The 18,239-nt window shown below is 70.7% G+C and carries 17 protein-coding genes and 2 rRNA genes; 15 read left to right on the forward strand and 4 right to left on the reverse strand.

What is annotated here, in order from left to right; translation table 11 throughout:
- The 10 genes from AC07DF_RS00005 to AC07DF_RS00050 all read left to right on the forward strand — a co-directional run.
- Positions 1-74, forward strand: a 23S ribosomal RNA gene (locus tag AC07DF_RS00005); the annotation flags it as partial.
- 83 nt (positions 75-157) lie between these two features.
- Positions 158-274, forward strand: a 5S ribosomal RNA gene (gene rrf / locus AC07DF_RS00010).
- A gap of 63 nt (positions 275-337) precedes the next feature.
- Positions 338-982, forward strand: coding sequence for an HAD family hydrolase (locus AC07DF_RS00015; protein ID WP_478965417.1), 645 nt, complete (start codon positions 338-340; stop codon positions 980-982).
- A gap of 75 nt (positions 983-1,057) precedes the next feature.
- Positions 1,058-2,287, forward strand: a complete 1,230-nt coding sequence (locus AC07DF_RS00020; RefSeq protein WP_478965419.1) for an MFS transporter — start codon at positions 1,058-1,060, stop codon at positions 2,285-2,287.
- The gene (locus AC07DF_RS00025) at positions 2,238-3,413 is read left to right on the forward strand and encodes an acetoin utilization protein AcuC (protein WP_478965421.1); all 1,176 of its coding nucleotides are present in this window, start codon (positions 2,238-2,240) and stop codon (positions 3,411-3,413) included. The genes AC07DF_RS00020 and AC07DF_RS00025 overlap by 50 nt, the downstream gene beginning before the upstream one ends.
- Positions 3,414-3,492: 79 nt before the next feature.
- On the forward strand, positions 3,493-4,308 hold the full coding sequence (locus AC07DF_RS00030; RefSeq protein WP_478965423.1) for a phosphatase: 816 nt from the start codon (positions 3,493-3,495) through the stop codon (positions 4,306-4,308).
- 129 nt (positions 4,309-4,437) lie between these two features.
- Entirely contained in the window at positions 4,438-4,650 is a 213-nt protein-coding gene (locus tag AC07DF_RS00035; protein WP_004984898.1) for a helix-turn-helix domain-containing protein, read from the forward strand.
- Between the two features lie 154 nt (positions 4,651-4,804).
- On the forward strand, positions 4,805-4,903 hold the full coding sequence (locus AC07DF_RS00040; protein WP_003948845.1) for a 30S ribosomal protein bS22: 99 nt from the start codon (positions 4,805-4,807) through the stop codon (positions 4,901-4,903).
- Positions 4,904-5,117: 214 nt separating this feature from the next.
- A complete protein-coding gene (locus tag AC07DF_RS00045) occupies positions 5,118-6,179 on the forward strand; it encodes an NAD-dependent epimerase/dehydratase family protein (protein WP_478965424.1) in 1,062 nt (353 codons plus the stop codon).
- 14 nt (positions 6,180-6,193) lie between these two features.
- Entirely contained in the window at positions 6,194-7,240 is a 1,047-nt protein-coding gene (locus tag AC07DF_RS00050; RefSeq protein ID WP_478965426.1) for a lysophospholipid acyltransferase family protein, read from the forward strand.
- A 49-nt stretch (positions 7,241-7,289) separates the two neighbouring features.
- Here the strand turns inward: AC07DF_RS00050 and AC07DF_RS00055 are convergent, their stop codons facing one another.
- The 3 genes from AC07DF_RS00055 to AC07DF_RS00065 form a co-directional block, all read right to left on the reverse strand.
- Positions 7,290-8,534 (reverse strand): DUF5667 domain-containing protein, encoded by a 1,245-nt coding sequence (locus AC07DF_RS00055; RefSeq protein WP_478965428.1) that lies wholly within the window; start codon positions 8,532-8,534, stop codon positions 7,290-7,292.
- Between the two features lie 234 nt (positions 8,535-8,768).
- Entirely contained in the window at positions 8,769-9,539 is a 771-nt protein-coding gene (locus AC07DF_RS00060; protein ID WP_189728261.1) for an ECF subfamily RNA polymerase sigma factor, BldN family, read from the reverse strand.
- 348 nt (positions 9,540-9,887) lie between these two features.
- Positions 9,888-10,805 (reverse strand): HAD family hydrolase, encoded by a 918-nt coding sequence (locus AC07DF_RS00065; protein ID WP_478965431.1) that lies wholly within the window; start codon positions 10,803-10,805, stop codon positions 9,888-9,890.
- 147 nt (positions 10,806-10,952) lie between these two features.
- Here AC07DF_RS00065 and AC07DF_RS00070 point away from each other — a divergent pair, with 147 nt between their 5' ends.
- The 5 genes from AC07DF_RS00070 (at position 10,953) to AC07DF_RS00090 (ending at position 16,665) form a co-directional block, all read left to right on the forward strand.
- Positions 10,953-11,231 carry a glutaredoxin family protein gene (locus AC07DF_RS00070; protein ID WP_184558945.1) on the forward strand — a complete coding sequence of 93 codons (279 nt, stop codon included), beginning with the start codon at positions 10,953-10,955 and terminating at the stop codon, positions 11,229-11,231.
- A 313-nt stretch (positions 11,232-11,544) separates the two neighbouring features.
- The gene (locus tag AC07DF_RS00075; protein ID WP_478965433.1) at positions 11,545-12,309 is read left to right on the forward strand and encodes a redox-sensing transcriptional repressor Rex; all 765 of its coding nucleotides are present in this window, start codon (positions 11,545-11,547) and stop codon (positions 12,307-12,309) included.
- On the forward strand, positions 12,306-14,006 hold the full coding sequence (locus tag AC07DF_RS00080; RefSeq protein ID WP_478965435.1) for a glutamyl-tRNA reductase: 1,701 nt from the start codon (positions 12,306-12,308) through the stop codon (positions 14,004-14,006). The genes AC07DF_RS00075 and AC07DF_RS00080 overlap by 4 nt, the downstream gene beginning before the upstream one ends.
- Positions 14,003-14,962, forward strand: coding sequence for a hydroxymethylbilane synthase (hemC, locus tag AC07DF_RS00085; protein WP_478965437.1), 960 nt, complete (start codon positions 14,003-14,005; stop codon positions 14,960-14,962). The genes AC07DF_RS00080 and hemC overlap by 4 nt, the downstream gene beginning before the upstream one ends.
- The gene (locus AC07DF_RS00090; protein WP_478965439.1) at positions 14,959-16,665 is read left to right on the forward strand and encodes a bifunctional uroporphyrinogen-III C-methyltransferase/uroporphyrinogen-III synthase; all 1,707 of its coding nucleotides are present in this window, start codon (positions 14,959-14,961) and stop codon (positions 16,663-16,665) included. The genes hemC and AC07DF_RS00090 overlap by 4 nt, the downstream gene beginning before the upstream one ends.
- A gap of 39 nt (positions 16,666-16,704) precedes the next feature.
- On the opposite strand, the gene AC07DF_RS00095 is transcribed toward AC07DF_RS00090, so the two are convergent.
- Positions 16,705-18,093: an FAD-binding oxidoreductase gene (locus AC07DF_RS00095; RefSeq protein ID WP_478965441.1), complete on the reverse strand. Its 1,389-nt coding sequence runs from the start codon at positions 18,091-18,093 to the stop codon at positions 16,705-16,707.
- Positions 18,094-18,239 lie beyond the last annotated feature (146 nt).

Consider the following 18,239-nt stretch of genomic DNA (forward strand, 5'->3'; position numbering starts at 1 on the left):
GGTTGATAGGCCGGATATGGAAGCACGGTAACGTGTGGAGTTGACCGGTACTAATAGGCCGAGGGCTTGTCCTCAGTTGCTCGCGTCCACTGTGTTGGTTCTGAAACCACGAACAGCCCCGCTGAAATATGCGGACGGTTTGTCTGTTTCATAGTGTTTCGGTGGTTATAGCGTTAGGGAAACGCCCGGTTACATTCCGAACCCGGAAGCTAAGCCTTTCAGCGCCGATGGTACTGCAGGGGGGACCCTGTGGGAGAGTAGGACGCCGCCGAACAATTCTTCAAGAAAACCCCCGCATCTTCGGATGCGGGGGTTTTCTGCGTTTAGGGTCGTGGATATGAACTACGATCTCGTCATCTTCGACAACGACGGTGTCCTCGTCGACAGTGAGCCCATCTCCAACCGGTTGCTGGCCGCGTACCTCACGGAGCTAGGGCATCCGACCTCGTACGAGGAGTCCATTCGGGACTACATGGGGTCGGCGATGCACCGGATTCATGAGCTGGTTCTCGAGCGGACGAGACGGCGATTGCCGGAGAGCTTCGACGACGTCTTTCACGCGCGGGTGTTCGCGGCGTTCGAGCAGGAGCTGGTGGCTGTGGCCGGGGTCTCCGGCGTCCTGGAGAAGCTCGCCGCGGACGGGGTGCCGTACTGCGTGGCCTCGTCCGGGAGCCATGAGCGGATTCGGGTGGGGCATCGGACGACCGGGCTCAGCCAGTGGTTCGACGAGGGGCGGATCTTCAGTTCGCAGGACGTCGGGAGGGGTAAGCCGGCTCCCGATCTGTTTCTGTATGCCGCCGAGCGGATGGGGGTCGCGCCGGAGCGGTGCGTCGTCGTCGAGGACAGTCCGCTGGGGGTGCGGGCGGCCGTCGCGGCCGGCATGGACGTGTACGGGTTCACCGCCATGACCCCGGCGGAGAAGCTCGCCGGCGCCACCCGGCTCTTCTCCGACATGGGGGAGCTGGCCGATCTACTGGTGTGAGCCCGTGGAAGATGAGGCAAATTCATCTTTGGCTGGATCTACCCACGGGTAAGCCGGGGCCCTACGCTCGCCGCCATGACTGATGTGCTGCGGCGCGGCAGGGGCTCTTTGGCGTTCAGCTTCTTGGTGCAGGGGGTCGCCTTCGCTCTGCTCGTGACGCGGATCCCGGCCATCCAGGACCGGTACGGGGTTTCCGACGCGCTGCTGCCCGCCTTTCTGGCCGCCGTGCCGATCCTCGCCGGGGCCGGGAGCGTCAGTACCGAGCGGCTGGTGAAACGGGTGCCGCCGAGCCTGCTGCTGCGGTGGTCCCAGCCAGTGGTGCTGCTGGCTCTGTTGGGGGTCGGGGCCGGGGAGCGGATGGTGGAGCTGGGGGTGGCGCTCGCGGCGTTCGGGCTCGCCGTCGGGGTGCTGGACGCGTCGATGAACATGCTCGGGGTGAGCCTGCAGCGGTCCTACGGGCGCAGCATCATGCTCAGTTTTCACGCGGCCTACAGCCTGGGCGGGATCGTCGGGGCCTCGCTGGCGTGGGTGGGGGCGCACTGGGATCTGGCGCTGTGGGTGTCGTATCTGCCGGTCGTGGTGGTGCTGTTGCCGGCTGTGCTGGTGGGGAGCCGGTGGTACGTCGACGGCGGTGGTGCGGGGCCGGTGGCGGGGGCCGGGGTGGAGGGGAAGACGGGGGAGGGGCAGGCTCTCGCGTTCAAGTTGCTGCTGCCGCTGTGTCTGGTGATGACCGTCGCGTACATCGGGGACTCGACGGTCTCCAACTGGAGTGCGAAGTATCTGCAGGACGTGCTGGGGAGCTCGGAGCAGCTGGCGACGGTGCCGTACAACGTGTACATGGTCACCACGCTGGTGGGGCGAGCCCTGGGCGACTTCGGGGTGCGGCGGTTCGGGGCGGTCGCGGTGGTGCGGGCCGGGGCGCTGGTCGCGGCGGGCGGCTTCGCCGTGGTGGCGGGGGCGCCAGGGGCGTGGGTCGGGATGCTGGGGTTCACGCTGTTGGGGCTGGGGTTGTGTGTGCTGGTGCCGCAGACGTTCGCGGCGGCCGGCCGGTTGTTCCCCGGGGCGTCGGATGCGGCCGTGGCGCGGCTGAATGTCTTCAACTATGTGGGCTTCTTGATCGGTTCGCCGTTGGTGGGTGCGCTCGGGGATCTGTGGAGCTATCGCGGGGCCATGCTCGTGCCGATGGTGTTGGTGCTGGTGACGCTCGTGTACGCCCGGTCGTTCGCCGCTCAACCGGACCGATACGGTGGCGGTCATGAGCGGCCGCGCACAGCTGATGTGGGACGAGGCAGTAACGGGCTATGACTTTGGTCCCGGGCATCCGATGGACCCGGTCCGGCTCGCGCTGACCCGGAGACTGGTCGACGCCTTCGGGCTGGACCGTGAGGTGGAGGTGGTCGCCGCGAAGGCGGCCGGGGAGTCGACGCTGCGGCTCGTCCACCGGGAGGACTACATCGAGGCGGTGAAGGCCGCCTCGGCGGAGCCCGGTGCGGCGGACCAGTCGTACGGGCTGGGGACGATGGATGATCCGGCCTTCGCGGGGATGCACGAGGTGTCGTCGCTGATCGCCGGGCAGTCGGTGGGGGCGGCGGAGGCCGTGTGGCGTGGCGAGACGTCGCACGCGGTGAACTTCGCGGGCGGGCTGCACCACGCGATGCCGGGCGGTGCGTCCGGGTTCTGCATCTACAACGACGCGTCGCTGGCGATCGCCCGGCTGCTGGAGCTCGGGGCGGAGCGGGTCGCCTACATCGATGTCGACGTGCATCACGGGGACGGGGTGCAGGCGGCGTTCTGGGATGACCCGCGGGTGCTGACGATCTCGCTGCACGAGCATCCCCGGACGCTGTTCCCGCAGACCGGGTGGCCGGAGGAGACCGGGGCGGACTCGGCGGAGGGCTCGGCGGTGAACGTGGCGCTGCCGGCCGGGACCGGGGACGCCGGGTGGCTGCGGGCGTTCCATTCCGTGGTGCCGGAGCTGATCGCCGACTTCCGGCCGCAGGTGCTGGTGACGCAGCACGGGGCCGACACGCACTTCGAGGATCCGCTCGCGCACCTGGCCGTGTCGCTGGACGCCCAGCGGGCGGTGCAGGTGGCCTGTCACGACCTGGCGCACGAGTACGCCGACGGGCGGTGGGTCGCCCTGGGCGGGGGCGGCTACGCGGTGGTGGACGTCGTACCGAGGTCGTGGACGCATCTGGTCGCGATCGCGGCGCACCGGGAGGTGGAGCCCGAGGCGATGATCCCGGAGAGCTGGCGGCAGGAAGTGTTCGCGCGGACGCGGCAGTTGGCCCCGGCGCGGATGACGGACGGGCGCTGGCCGGTGGAGTGGACCGGCTGGGAGACGGGGTACGACCCCGCGGACCGGCTGGACCAGGCGGTGCTCGCGGCCCGGCGGGCGGTGTTCCCGCTGCGGGGGCTGCTGCCGGGGTGAGCCGCCCCCCGGTAGGCCGACCGTGCGGTGTTCGCCGGTTCCCGGGACAGGCGAGGCCCTGGTCGCGGACGATCTTTACGTGCTGACCCCCGAAGTTCTGCGTACGCACCTGGTGGGTGCACGGCTCGCCGGTACCGTGGCCACGTCGCGTGAGGAGAGCCTGCGCAGCTACCGGCTCTTCGCTGTCCGGGACCCCCGTGTGCTGCTCGGTATCGATCCCGAAGGGGCTTGGAAGCAGCGGGAATTGACCGAGCTGATGGCGGACCGGTGCGGGGTTTCGGCCGATTCTCGAAGGACTTCCGGCCAGGACGTGATCGATCCACAGCGGACCGTGGCCGCGCTGGACGCCTTCGCGGACCGTCTCGCCGATGCCGCCCAGCGGGGTGCCCCGGTGCTTCTCGGTACCGGGCACCCGCACCGGCTGCTCGGCTTCTACGCCGCTCTGGCAGACGCGCTGTCGGCGGCGGGGTGTGCGGTTCTCACCCCCGCGCAGGGTCACTGTGTCGACATAACGACCCGGTTCGGCCTACGTACGTACAACCTCGACTACGTACGAGGAGTCGCGCTGGTGCGAGCCCCCGGTGCGGAACGCCCCGGTTGTGAGCCCGGCGCACATACGCACTCACCTCTCCCGGTTCGTACCGCGCTGGCCGCCGCGGCGGAGGCCGGCGGGCCCCTTCCCGAGCTGGTGATCGGGGATCACGGGTGGGTCTGCGGGGCAGGTCAGCTGGGGTTCGAGGCCATCGGGCCGGCCGATACGGACGATCCCGCCCCGTTCGTCGGGCAGGCGGAGGGGTCCGTGTCCGTCGTCGTTCCACTTGATGACGGCGTGCGGTCTGATTACTACCTGCCGCTTACCCGCTACGTACTCAATCGGGCGTGTCTGTCACAGTAGGCCGTTGATGGGTGCACCTCTTCCCCACTCGCATCACTGGCCCCTACATTGGGGAGTGAGCACGCAGCGACGAAGAGTCACCGGAAGGGGAAGCCGGTGGCCGTCGAGTGCGGAAGGTTCAGGTGTGTCATGGCTGCAGCTGGCGAGAGGCCTCTGAACGAGGTTCAGTTCCTTACCGTGGCGGAAGTCGCCTCGGTGATGCGAGTGTCGAAGATGACCGTGTACCGGCTGGTGCACAGCGGTCATCTGCCCGCGATCCGTGTGGGGCGGTCTTTCCGCGTCCCGGAGCAAGCGGTTCACGAGTACCTTCGCGAGAGCTACGTGGGGGTGGAAACCGCCTGACGGCTGGGGCGGGGTGATCCCTCACAGGGCACTCGGGATCACCCTGGCCCTCTCGATTACGACCTCAGCGCTCGGGCGGGTAGGCTAGCCCCTCGTAGGTCGTATGGGCCCATGGCGCCCAACACCGAGTGATGAGAAGTGAGCGAGGGTAGTCGTGGGCTCTGTTATCAAGAAGCGGCGCAAGCGGATGGCCAAGAAGAAGCACCGCAAGCTGCTCAAGCGCACGCGCGTCCAGCGTCGCAACAAGAAGTAAGTTCGCGACGCGGACGCCGCGAGAGCGTCGTTGTGGCCCCCCACTCAACAGTGGGGGGCCACACGTGTATCGCCATGGACGTCCGGCTGTTTCCCGTCGGTGTTCCCGTCACTTCGCGCATCGGGCGGTCATCACAGCGCAACACCGAACCGCTAAGTTGGCCCCACGGGGGAACGCGGCGGGGACAAGAGGCTGTGGAAGGAAGGCGCTGATCTTGGGCAAGGTCGTGCTCGTGACCGGAGTGGCCCGCCAGCTGGGGGGCCGGTTCGTGAGGCGGATCCAGCGTGACCCCGAGGTGGACCGGGTGGTCGCCGTGGACGCGGTGCCGCCCGAGCACCATCTGGGCGGCGCGGACTTCATCCAGGCAGACATCCGGCAGCCCGGAATCGCGCGGGTGCTCGCCGAGACGGCCGCCGACACGATCGTCCACCTGGACGTGACGGGCACGCCGCTGGGCAGCGGCAACCGGGCCTCCCTGAAGGAGACCAACGTCATCGGCACCATGCAGCTGCTCGGTGCCTGCCAGAAGTCCCCGGCCGTGCAGCGGCTGGTCGTGAAGTCCAGCACCAATGTCTACGGCTCCGCGCCCCGCGACCCGGCCGTCTTCACCGAGACGACCCCGCCCAAGTCCCTGCCCAGCGGCGGCTTCGCCAAGGACACGGTGGAGGTCGAGGGCTACGTCCGAGGCTTCGCGCGCCGCCGGCCCGATGTGGCCGTGTGCGTGCCGCGGTTCGCCAACATCCTGGGCCCGACCGCGGACACCCCGCTCGCCTCGTACTTCGCGCTGCCGGTCCTGCCGACCGTGTTCGGCTACGACCCCAGGCTGCAGTTCGTGCACGAGGACGATGTGATCGAGGTGCTGCGGATCGCCTCCCACGAGCCCAGGCGGGGCACGCTCAACAGCGGCACCTTCAACATCGCCGGCGACGGCGTCCTGCTGCTCTCCCAGTGCTCCCGGCGCCTCGGGCGCCCCACCGTGCCCCTGCCGCTCCCGGCCGTCACCTGGGCCGGCTCGCTGGTGCGTACGCTGGGGATGACGGACTTCTCGCCCGAGCAGATCCGGCTGCTCACCCATGGCCGGGTGGTGGCCACGGGCCAGATGCGAGAAACGCTGGGATTCCAGCCCAAATACACGACCGCGGAAACGTTCGCGGACTTCGTCCGCAGCCAGGGACCCGGACTTCTTCCGCCGGAGGCCCTCGCGGGAGCCGTCGACCGGATCGCCGCGCTGCCCCTCGCGGGCGACGGCCACCCCCCGACGCAGAGCGCCAACTGAGGAGCGCATCAACGATGGCGGATGCCAAGGTCATTCCGTTCGACGACGACCGGTCCCGGGGAAACGCCGTGCAGCGGCGCCGGAACGCGGGGAACCGGCGCTCGGGCACGGAGTCGGCGCAGGTCCGTGAGGTGCAGCCTCTGCCCACCAGGGCTGTTCCGCAGGATGATGTTCCTGTGACTTCTGAGGAGCAGCCGCCGGAGCGGTCCCGGGACGGCGACGGCGGTCTGGAACGGCGGATCGCGGGCGGCCTGGCCTTCCTGCGCCGCCGCCTCACCGGGGATTACGAGGTCGACGACTTCGGCTACGACGAGGAGCTCACCGACCAGGTCCTGATGTCCCTGCTGCGCCCGCTGTACGACAAGTACTTCCGGGTCGAGGTGAAGGGCATCGAGAACATCCCGTCCGAGGGCGGCGCCCTGATCGTCGCCAACCACTCCGGCACACTGCCGATGGACGGCCTGATGATGCAGGTCGCCGTGCACGACAACCATCCGGCGGGACGGCATCTGCGCCTGCTCGCCGCCGACCTGGTGTTCATGCTGCCGGTGGTCAATGAGCTGGCCCGCAAGCTCGGCCACACCCTGGCCTGTGCCGAGGACGCGTCACGGCTGCTGGAGCAGGGCGAACTGGTCGGGGTGATGCCGGAGGGCTTCAAGGGCCTCGGCAAGCCCTTCGCGGACCGGTACAAGCTCCAGCGCTTCGGCCGCGGAGGATTCGTCTCGACGGCCCTGCGCGCCGGGACGCCGATCGTCCCCTGCTCGATCGTCGGGGCCGAGGAGATCTACCCGATGATCGGCAACGCCAAGACGGTCGCCCGGCTGCTGGGCTTTCCGTATTTCCCGGTCACGCCCACGTTCCCCTGGCTCGGGCCGCTCGGCGCGATTCCGCTGCCGACCAAGTGGACGATCCAGTTCGGCGAGCCGATCCCCACGGACGGCTATCCGCCGGAGGCGGCCGAGGACCCGATGCTGATGTTCAACCTGACCGACCAGGTCAGGGAGCAGATCCAGCACACGCTGTACAAGCTTTTGGTGCAGCGGCGGTCGGTGTTCTTCTGAGGCTTCGGCTACGGTGCTGGGCGCCCCGTGCGGGGGCGCCCAGCACCGTCTAGCGTGCGTCCTCGCCGTCGATGCCCAGGCCGGGCAGCAGGCCGGGCAGGAGCGGCGGGAGTGTGACGTCGGGCTTGGGGACGGGTGCGCTGCCGTCCGCCGAGGGTGAGGTGCTCGCCTCACCGTCCTTCGGCGGGTCGAGCAGGTCTCCGGTGCTGCCGCCGAGCAGGCCGTCGCTGTCGCTGCCGGAGCCGGCCGAGCGGCTGGGGCTGCCGCTGCCACCGCTGGTGCCGCCCTTGTCGGTGCCCCCGCTGCCGCTCTTGCCGGGCTGGGCCGACCGGTCGGTGGCGGAGGAGCCGGTGGAGGCCGACTCGGAGGCGCCCTGGCGCTTGCCGGCGCCGCCGTTCCCGGCCGGGGGCTCGGGGAGGAGGGAGCGCAGCGGGGCGACGTCCTCCTCTATGGCGTCGAACACCGACGACACCTGGTCACTGACGTCCCCGAGCTGGACGGGGAGCCTCTCGCGCAGTTCGCCCCAGGCCTCGCGGTGGGAGCGGGAGAACGCCGACAGGGCCTGGATGGGGCCCAGGGAGTCAGGGTCGTGCTCGTACGCCTCGCTCAGCAGCCGGTGGCCTTCCGACGCGTCGTGCCGCATGCCGGACAGGGCGCGGCGGATCTCGCCGACGGACTCGTGGTCCAGGGGGCCGCTGCGGCCGCGCTCCATCAGGCGGCGGGCTTCGCTGAGCCGGGTGGAGGCGTGGTCGAGGTAGACCCGGCCGCGCTCGTCGGCGCTGTCGGCGAGGCCGAGTTTGACGTCCTCGATGCCGCGCTTGAGGCCGTAGAGCGAGTCGCCGGGCAGGGCGTCGGAGCTGGCGGCGGAGACTCCGCCGAAGGCGCTCGCGGCCACGCCGACGCTGAGTCCGCCGGCGGTGAGGCCCTTGGCGAGCCGCGTACGCGGACGGAATTTCTTCAGTGAGCCGGCGCGGTGGGCGCCGCGGGCGCGCTGCCCGGGGACTGCTCGGTCCGTCGCCCCGCCTCCCGCGGTGCCCTCCTGGAGCATGGCCTCGAACGCGGCCACCAGCTGGGCCCGCTGGACGACCTTGACCTCCGGGTCGAGCTCCGGCTTGGGCAGCGCGTCGAGACCGGAGGCGATCGCCGTCAGGCGTGCCGGTTCGGTCTGTTCCGCGGGTGCCGGGGCTGGTGCCGAACCTTCGGACTGCTCGGCCGCCGTGCCCTGCTCGGACTGCTCCTCCAGGGCCTGGGCGAAGGCGTTCGCCCGCCGGTGTGCCGATACGTTCGCGATCACAGGCGGCACCTCCTCTCGTCATGACGGTCGACTCCCCAGGGGGTCCTGAGGGTTGCACACCCTGACCACAACCACACGATCGAGTGATCGGGTCGGCCAGGGGTGACCACAGGGAGCCTGCATCCCGCACAACGAGCGGCGCGGCACTTGGGTTACGGACCCCGGCTGATCGGATGCCGAAGCCAACGGACCGTCACGGAACGTGAGTTGAGTGTCGCCGAGCGTGCGGTCCGGTCAGCGGGCGTCTTCCGGGAGGAGCCGGGCGAGGGTGCGGACGGCCCGGTACTGGAGGGTCTTGATGGCGCCCTCGTTCTTGCCCATCACACGGGCGGTCTCGGCGACGGAGAGGCCCTGGAGGAAGCGGAGTGTCACGCACTCCTGCTGCTGGGGGTTGAGCCGCCGTACGGCGTCGAGCAGGGCGGCGTTGGAGAGGGACTCCAGGACGGAGTCCTCGGGGGAGCGCTCGACCTCGTTGGCGTCGAGCATCTCGCCGGTGGTGACCTCGAGGCGGAAGCGGCTGGACTTGAAGTGGTCCGCGACGAGGTTGCGGGCGATCGTGACCAGCCAGGCGCCGAAGTCGCGGCCCTGCCAGGTGAACGTGCCGATGCGGCGCAGAGCCCGCAGAAAGGTCTCGCTGGTGAGGTCCTCGGCGGTCGCCTTTCCTCCGACCCGGTAGTAGATGTACCGGTACACGGTGTCGCTGTACTGGTCGTAGAGGCGGCCGAAGGCGTCGGCCTCGCCGGCCTGGGCGCGCTCCACGAGGTCCATCATGCGGGCGCTGTCGCTGTCCGCCGCGGGCCGCCGGGCGGTGGCCCCGCCGGACGGGCGCCCTCGTCTGCCGACCGCGGCGCTGCCGTCGGCCAGTGCATAGCAAGGGCCTACGGGTGCGGCGGTGGCGAATGCGGGGACGGCGGACGCGGTGGGGACGAAGCCGCGCAACAGGTCGAGGACCGTTGCGCGCAGCGTAGCCAGGCCCGAGGCGTCAACCCCGACGTGTGGGTACACGGGACTCCCAGAGGCAGAGCTTCCATCACGTGCAGTGCGGGACCTTTCACCCGTCGTAGCGACGGAGGGGTACCGGTTTGCGTCTGAGGAGAATAACGCTTCGTGCAGGCTCTGCTACACCGAGTTGCTCAAATCATCGATTACGTCGCTTCCGTAACCGATTGACGCCGGATCAAGTGCCGACTTGTGAACGGTTGTTGACCGAAAGGGTTCGGATTGCGGCTGAGTCCAGGGCGTGTTGTGGCCGTGTGCAGCCAAGAGGACTGGATACGAGGTTTTGGGGGTACGCCAGTTGGATTTACGGGCGTTGTCATCCCGCAAACGATGGTGTCCCGGATTGATCGTTCGTCAGCGGCGGCGGCGGTGCAGGGCGATCGCCGCCGCCGTGCCGCCGGCCACGGCTCCCACGCCGGCCGCCGCGGGGATGCCGACCTTGGCCGCCTTGCGGCCCGTGCGGTAGTCGCGCAGGCGCCAGTCCAGCTCGCGGGCGTGCCTGCGCAGCCTGGAGTCCGGGTTGATGGCGTAGGGGTGGCCGACCAGGGACAGCATCGGGATGTCGTTGTGCGAGTCGCTGTAGGCGGCGCAGCGGGTCAGGTCCAGGCCCTCCGCCGCGGCCAGCGCGCGGACCGCCTCGGCCTTCGCGGGGCCGTGCAGCGGTTCGCCGACGAGCTTGCCCGTGTAGACGCCGTCGACCGACTCGGCGACCGTGCCCAGGGCGCCGGTCAGGCCCAGGCGGCGGGCGATGACCTGGGCGATCTCGACGGGGGCCGCCGTCACCAGCCACACCCTCTGGCCCGCGTCCAGGTGGGCCTCGGCGAGGGCGCGGGTGCCGGGCCAGATGCGCTCGGCCATGTACTCGTCGTAGATCTCCTCGCCGATCGACTGGAGTTCGGCGACGCGGTGGCCCTTGACGATCGACAGGGCGGAGTCGCGGGCCTCCTGCATGTGCTCGGGGTCCTCGACGCCGGCCAGCCGGAACCACGCCTGCTGCCAGGCGAACTTCGCGAGGTCGCGGGTCTCGAAGAACTTCCGCTTGTACAGGCCCCGCCCGAAGTGGAAGAGCGCGGCGCCCTGCATGACGGTGTTGTCCAGGTCGAAGAAGGCGGCGGCCTGGTCGTCGCCGTGGACCGGGAACTGCGGTTCCTCGGTCGTGCCGGAAGCTTCCTGCGTGGATTTGCGGGCTGCCTCCGCCGAGGCCTCGCCTGCCAAAACGCTCCGCGCCGTGGCGGAGCGCCTACGGGGAGTGAGCCATCCGAGAGCGGCCATGGCGTGAGCATAGCCAGTTTGTTCGGGGGTTCCGGAGTCGAGAGGTTTGGAGCGTGTGAACTCTCGGCGAGTGTGTCGTTAAAGATGCCGCTCGGGGAGGGCGGGGAGGTCGCGGAGGGCGGGTCGGCGTGTCCCGGGCGCGCGACAATGGCTGACATGAGTCCCCTCTTTCGTCGTACGCCCCCTCGGGACCGGCTCGTCACCCTGATCCGCAAGCCCGGCTGTCATCTGTGTGATGACGCACAGGTCGTTGTGGAGAAGGTGTGCGGTGATCTCGGAGTCCCCTGGGAGCAGAAGGACATCACCGAGGATCGGGAGCTGCACGACCAGTACTGGGAGCAGATCCCGGTCGTGCTGGTGGACGGCAGGCAGCACACGTTCTGGCGTGTGAACGAGGGGCGCCTGCGCAAGGCCCTGACCGACTGAGTCCGGCCGCTGAAGCGACTGACCGAGCAGTACAAAGCGGTCGGTCAGGTCGCTTAGGATCGAGCTGGCTGGTCTCGGGGGCGGGATACACAGAGGAGAGTGTGCGGTTTTGCCCCCAGAAGCGAAGGAACGGCGGTGCTTGTGCGCCGGTTCCCCGGGTGTGCGCCGGGGGCGCGTGAGCCCGGTCACGTTGGGCGGGCAAATCGGACACCATCTTTGTGCACGCGTTCACAAAGACATAGCCTGCTTTCGACGGGGCGGTCATGTAGGGACGTATGACCGCCTACAGCCCCGCTCTACCCGCAGGAGCACCGTGGCAACTGGCCGAACTCACCGACCGGCGACCCGCAGCCGAGGGATTCCCGAGGCCACCGTCGCCCGGCTTCCGCTGTATCTCCGCGCTCTGACCGCGCTGTCGGAGCGCTCGGTACCCACGGTCTCCTCCGAGGAGCTCGCGGCCGCCGCGGGGGTCAACTCCGCGAAGCTGCGCAAGGACTTCTCCTACCTCGGCTCCTACGGGACCCGCGGTGTGGGCTACGACGTCGAGTATCTCGTCTACCAGATCTCCCGCGAACTGGGCCTCACCCAGGACTGGCCGGTCGTGATCGTCGGTATCGGTAACCTCGGCGCCGCGCTCGCCAACTACGGCGGTTTCGCCTCCCGCGGATTCCGGGTCGCCGCGCTGATCGACGCCGACCCGGCCATGGCGGGCAAGCCCGTCGCCGGGATCCCCGTGCAGCACTCCGACGACCTGGAGAAGATCATCCAGGACAACGGCGTGTCGATCGGTGTCATCGCCACCCCCGCCGGTGCCGCCCAGGCGGTCTGCGACCGGCTCGTGGCCGCCGGTGTCACCTCCATCCTGAACTTCGCGCCGACCGTGCTGTCCGTCCCGGACGGGGTCGACGTGCGCAAGGTCGACCTCTCCATCGAGCTGCAGATCCTCGCCTTCCACGAGCAGCGCAAGGCCGGCGAGGAGGCCGCCGCCTCCGACGGGGGCGTGCCGACCGCCGCCGCCCGCAAGGAGTCCGCCGACCAGGGGCCTGACGGGGACATGCCCGCCGTGATGCCGGCATGAGCCTCCTCGTCGTCGGACTCAGCCACCGCAGCGCCCCGGTCAGCGTCCTGGAACGGGCCTCGCTGAACGCGGACGCGCAGGTCAAGCTGCTCCAGGACACGGTCGCCGCCGAGCCGGCCAGCGAGGCCGCGGTGCTCGCCACCTGCAACCGCATCGAGCTCTATGCCGACGTGGACAAGTTCCACGCCGGTGTCGCCGAGCTGTCCACGCTGCTCGCCCAGCACAGCGGGGTCGGCCTCGAGGAGCTCACCCCCTATCTCTACGTGCACTACGAGGACCGGGCCGTCCACCACCTGTTCTCGGTGGCCTGCGGGCTGGACTCGATGGTCGTCGGCGAGGGGCAGATCCTCGGCCAGATCAAGGACTCCCTGGCCCGGGCGCAGGACCTGCACTCCGCGGGCCGCCTGCTGAACGACCTGTTCCAGCAGGCCCTGCGGGTCGGCAAGCGCGCCCACTCCGAGACCGGCATCGACCGCGCGGGGCAGTCCCTGGTCACCTTCGGCCTGGAGCAGCTGGCGCGGGGTGGTGACATACAGGAATGGGCCCGGGGCAAGAAGGCCCTGGTCATCGGCGCCGGATCGATGTCCTCCCTGGCAGCGGCGACGCTCGCGCGTGCCGGTGTCGCCGAGGTCGTCGTCGCCAACCGGACCTTCGACCGGGCCGAGCGCCTCGCCCAGATCTTGATGGAGGGCGACGACACGGACGTGGCGGCCCGCGCGGTCCCGATGGAATCGGTGCCGGCCGAGCTGACACGTGCCGACGTCGCCGTCTCCTGCACCGGCGCGACCGGCCTGGTCCTGACGGCCGAGTCGGTCGCCGCCGCGGTGGAGGGCCGCACCGGACAGCCCGCCGCCGAGATCGAGGACGACCGGCATGCCGAGCCCCGGCAGGCCGAACTGCCGCCCACATCCGTAGGCAACGACGAGAACTGCCCGCTCGACCTGGCCGCCGTGCAGCCCGGCTTCTCCGTCATGGGGGAGGCCGCCGTGGCCGGCATGGACGCCGCCACGCTGGAGCAGCACGCCGCATGGGTCGCGGGCGGCACCGTCGACCGCCGGGAGGGCGCCCGCAGCGGCCCCGAGGTCGACGCCGAGCTGATCGGCGCGCTCGCGGCGACCGCGGCCACCGTCGGCCGGATCCCCGAGCGGCGCCGGCCCGAGCCGGTCGAGGAGCCGCCGCGGCCCGAGCCCGTGCTGTTCCTGCTGGACCTGGCGATGCCGCGCGACATAGACGCGGCCGTGCACCGGCTGGCCGGGGTGCGGCTGGTGGACATCGAATCGCTGGCGGAGGCCTCAGCGGGCGCTCCGATGGCTGCCGATGTGGACCAGGTGCGGCGTATCGTCTCCGACGAGGTCGCCGCTTTCGGGGCGGCACTGCGGGCCGCGCACATCACGCCGACCGTGGTCGCCCTGCGCACCATGGCCGCCGATGTCGTGGCGGGCGAGATCGCCCGGCTCGACGGACGGCTGCCCGGCCTCGACGACAAGCACCGTGCGGAGATCACCCAGACCGTGCGGCGCGTGGTCGACAAACTGCTGCACGCGCCGACCGTACGGGTCAAGCAGCTCGCGGCCGAGCCCGGCGGCGCCGGGTACGCGGACGCGCTGCGGACCCTGTTCGACCTCGACCCCGAGACGGTGGCCGCCGTCTCCCGCGCCGAGGACAGCACTACCGAGAAGAACCGAGGGCCGGCATGAACGACAAGGCACTACGGCTCGGTACCCGCCGGAGCAGGCTCGCCATGGCCCAGTCCGGGCAGGTGGCCGAGGCCGTGACCCGGGTGACCGGGCGGCCCGTGGAGCTCGTCGAGATCACCACGTACGGCGACACCTCGCGCGAGCAGCTCGCCCAGATCGGCGGCACCGGTGTGTTCGTGACCGCCCTGCGCGACGCGCTGCTCAAGGGCGAGGTCGACTTCGCGGTGCACTCGCTGAAGGACCTGCCGACCACGCAGCCCGACGACCTGGTCGTGGCCGCCGTGCCGGTGCGCGAGGACCCGCGGGACGTGATCGTCGCCCGGGACGCGCTGAAGTTCACCGACCTGCCGAGCGGGGCCCGCATCGGAACGGGTTCGCCGCGCCGCATGGCCCAGCTCAACTCGTACGCGCGCGGCCACGGACTGGACATAGCGACGGTCCCGATCCGCGGCAACGTCGACACCCGGATCGGATACGTGCGGGGCGGTGAGCTCGACGCCGTCGTGCTGGCCGCCGCCGGACTGAACCGGATCGGCCGCGGTGACGAGGTGACCGACTTCCTGTCGGTCGACACGGTTTTGCCCGCCCCCGGCCAGGGGGCCCTGGCGATCGAGTGCACCGCGGGCAACGCGGACCTCATCGCCGCGCTCGCCGAACTCGACGACCCGTTCACGCGGATCGCCGTGACGGCCGAGCGATCACTGCTCGCCGCCCTGGAGGCCGGCTGCAGCGCACCTGTGGGCGCGCTGGCCGACCTTCTGGCCGACGGGCAGATTGTCAAGGAAATGCGCCTGCGCGGCGTCGTCGGGACCACCGACGGCACGCGCATGGTGCAGCTGTCCACCACCGGTCCCGTGCCCGAGACGCACGACGGGGCAATGGCGCTCGGTCGCGAACTCGCGGCCGAGATGCTCGCCCAGGGCGCGGCCGGTCTGATGGGGGAGCGAGCACATTGAGCCCCACCGCCCTTTCCGCCGGTCCTGAACACGGGCACGTCACCTTCCTGGGTGCCGGACCCGGAGATCCGGGGCTGCTAACTCTGCGCGCCGTGGAGGCGCTGGCGAGCGCGGACGTCCTCGTCGCCGAGCACGAGGTGCTCGACGTCGTACGTCAGCACGCCAGGCAGGGCGTCGCCGAAGTGCACACGGATTCGGATCCTTCCCAGGATCCGGCGCCGGGCACAGGAACGCCCCAGCTGACGGTAGTTGACGGCACGTCAACCACCGCCGCGGCCCCCGCGGTGCGGGATGCCGCACATCTTGTCATGGAGGCCGCGCGGGGCGGCAGGCGGGTCGTGCGTGCGGTGTCCGGTGACCCGGGCCTCGACACGTACGCCGCCGAGGAGATGCTGGCGTGCGCCGCCGCCGGGGTGCCTTTCGAGGTCGTCCCCGGTATCGCGAGCGCCGTCGGTGTGCCCGCGTACGCCGGTGTGCCGCTGCGGGACGCGCAGGGCGCGGACGTGCGGTTCGTGGACGCGCGGACGGCGTCGGACCGGTGCTGGACGGAGGTCGGGGCGTCGGACGGCACGGTGGTCGTGTCCACCACGCTGGACTCCGTCGCCGCGGCGGCCGGCGAGCTGGTCTCCGCGGGCCGCAAGCCGGACACCCCGATGACGGTCACCGTCGCCGGTACGACCACCCGGCAGCGCACCTGGACCGCCACGCTCGGCACGATCGCGCAGACGCTGAAGCAGGCGAAGGTGCTGCCCTCGCCCGACGGCGGCCGGCCGGTGATAGCCGTGGTCGGTGAGCGTTCCGCCGCCGCCCAGCGTGACCAGCTCGCGTGGTTCGAGTCCAAGCCGATGTTCGGCTGGAAGGTGCTCGTGCCGCGCACGAAGGAGCAGGCGGCGTCGCTCTCCGACCAGCTGCGGTCGTATGGGGCCGTGCCGCACGAGGTGCCGACCATCGCCGTCGAGCCGCCGCGCACGCCCCAGCAGATGGAGCGTGCGGTCAAGGGGCTCGTGACGGGCCGCTACGAGTGGATCGCCTTCACCTCGGTGAACGCGGTCAAGGCCGTGCGGGAGAAGTTCGAGGAGTACGGGCTCGATGCCCGGGCCTTCGCCGGGATCAAGGTCGCGGCGGTGGGCGAGCAGACGGCCAAGGCGCTGATCGCGTTCGGTGTGAAGCCGGACCTGGTGCCGAGCGGGGAGCAGAGCGCCGCCGGGCTGCTGGAGGACTGGCCGCCGTACGACCCGGTCTTCGACCCGATCGACCGGGTGTTCCTGCCGCGTGCCGACATCGCCACGGAGACGCTGGTGGCCGGGCTGATCGAGCTGGGCTGGGAGGTCGACGACGTCACGGCCTACCGGACCGTGCGGGCCTCGCCGCCGCCTGCGGAGACGCGCGAGGCGATCAAGGGCGGCGGGTTCGACGCCGTGCTGTTCACGTCGTCGTCGACCGTGCGGAACCTGGTCGGTATCGCCGGCAAGCCGCACAACGTGACCGTGATCGCGTGTATCGGCCCGGCCACGGCGAAGACCGCCGAGGAGCACGGGCTCCGGGTGGACGTGATGGCGCCCGAGCCGTCCGTGCACAAGCTGGCCGAGGCGCTGGCCGACTTCGGCGCGAAGCGCAGAGCCGCGGCTGTCGAGGCCGGGGACGCGGTGACCCGGCCGAGCGAGCGGCGGCCGGGGGCCCGGCGGCGGCGTTCGACGACCTGAGCCGGCTGGGCGCCGGCGGATCGAGGATGTGGGCTGCGGCTACGCGGGAGTCACCGCGTGGCCGTAGCGCAGCAGGTTCGCCGGGTCGTAGGTGGCCTTGTCGTGGCGCAGGCGGTCGTAGACCTCCGGGGTCCAGGCGCGGGCGATGTCCTGTTCGTCGCCCGGGGTGCCGTGGATGTTGACCATGGTGTGGCCCGTGCCGTAGGGGGCCATCGCGGTGTAGAGCCGGGCCGTCGCCTGTTCGATGGCCTCGGCGGCGGGCGGGGCGGCCAGGATGCCGACCGAGTCGACGAAGTACCGGGCGTCGCGGGAGCAGACGGCGTCCTCGACGGCCGACGGGCGGGACATCGCGCCGCCCATGTGGCGTATCTCGACCATCAGCAGGGGGTAGTCGGCACCGGTCGTGGGGCCGGTCTGGTCCAGGAACGTGCGGATGGCGTCGGGGGACAGGTCGCGCAGGAGCAGGCAGGACTCCCTCGCGGGGAGCGGGTCCTGCGGTTCCATGTGGATACGGTCCAGGGCCGCGTGGTCCATGACCTCGACCGTGTCGACGGCCACGGGGACGGCTTCGCGGAGCGGTGCGATCAGGGCCTCGCCCTCGGCCGGGAGGCCGGGCCAGGCGATCGCCACGCGGGCCCAGAAGCCGCCGCGCAGAGGCTCCGGGATCTGCGGGATGGGCGGCAGCCGCAGGATCGTGAACGCGCTGCACATCTCGTCCGGGACGGTGCGGGTCCAGTCGGCCCAGGTGCGCAGCAGGGTCTCGGCGTGTTCGCCCGGGGTGTAGACGCCGCCGCCGTAGAGGCGCGGGAGAGGGAGCAGGTCCGTCACGAGTGAGGTGACGACGCCTACGTTGCCCTTGCCGCCGCGCAGGGCCCAGAACAGTTCCGGTTCGTGCCGGGGGTCCGTCTCGCGCAGGTGGCCGTCCGGGGTGACGACCTGGAAGGAGCGGACCAGGTCGGCGGCGTAGCCGTAGGCGCGGCCGAGGACCGGGAGTCCGCCGCCGAGGGTGTAGCCGATGACGCCCGCGTCCGTGGAGGTGCCGCTGAGGCCGGCCAGGCCGTGCGGGGCGGCGGCGGCCATGACGTGGCGCCACTTCGCGCCCGCGGCGACGGTGGCCGTGCGGGTGGTGGGGTCGACCTGTACGTCGGTCATACGGGCGGTGTTGATCAACAGGCCCTGTTCGATGGGGAAGTTGGCGCCGTGGCCGGTGGCCTGGACTGCTACGGGGGTGCCGGTGGCCTTCGCCCAGCGCATGGCGGTGACGATGTCGTCTTGGCCGGTGGCTCCGATGACGATGTCGGGGGTGTGCAGGGCGGCCAGGTTGAAGCCGGTTACTTCTTCGGCGTAGGCGGGGTCGCCGGGGCGTAGGACCGGGCCGTGTATTTCTGACAGGGCGAAGAGGTCGGGGGTGTGGTGGGGGGCGGTCATCGCGTCCTCCGTGGATGGGCGTACGGAGGGACGGCGGCGGCGGGGTCGTAGGCCTGGGCCTGGGCCGTCGGGGTCCTTGTCCTTTGGTTTCAGGATGGACCTGGGTGGGTGGGGGCGCATTGCGGGGCTGTGGGCTTCATGGTGCC

This window comes from Streptomyces sp. NPDC044719, assembly GCF_056433405.1.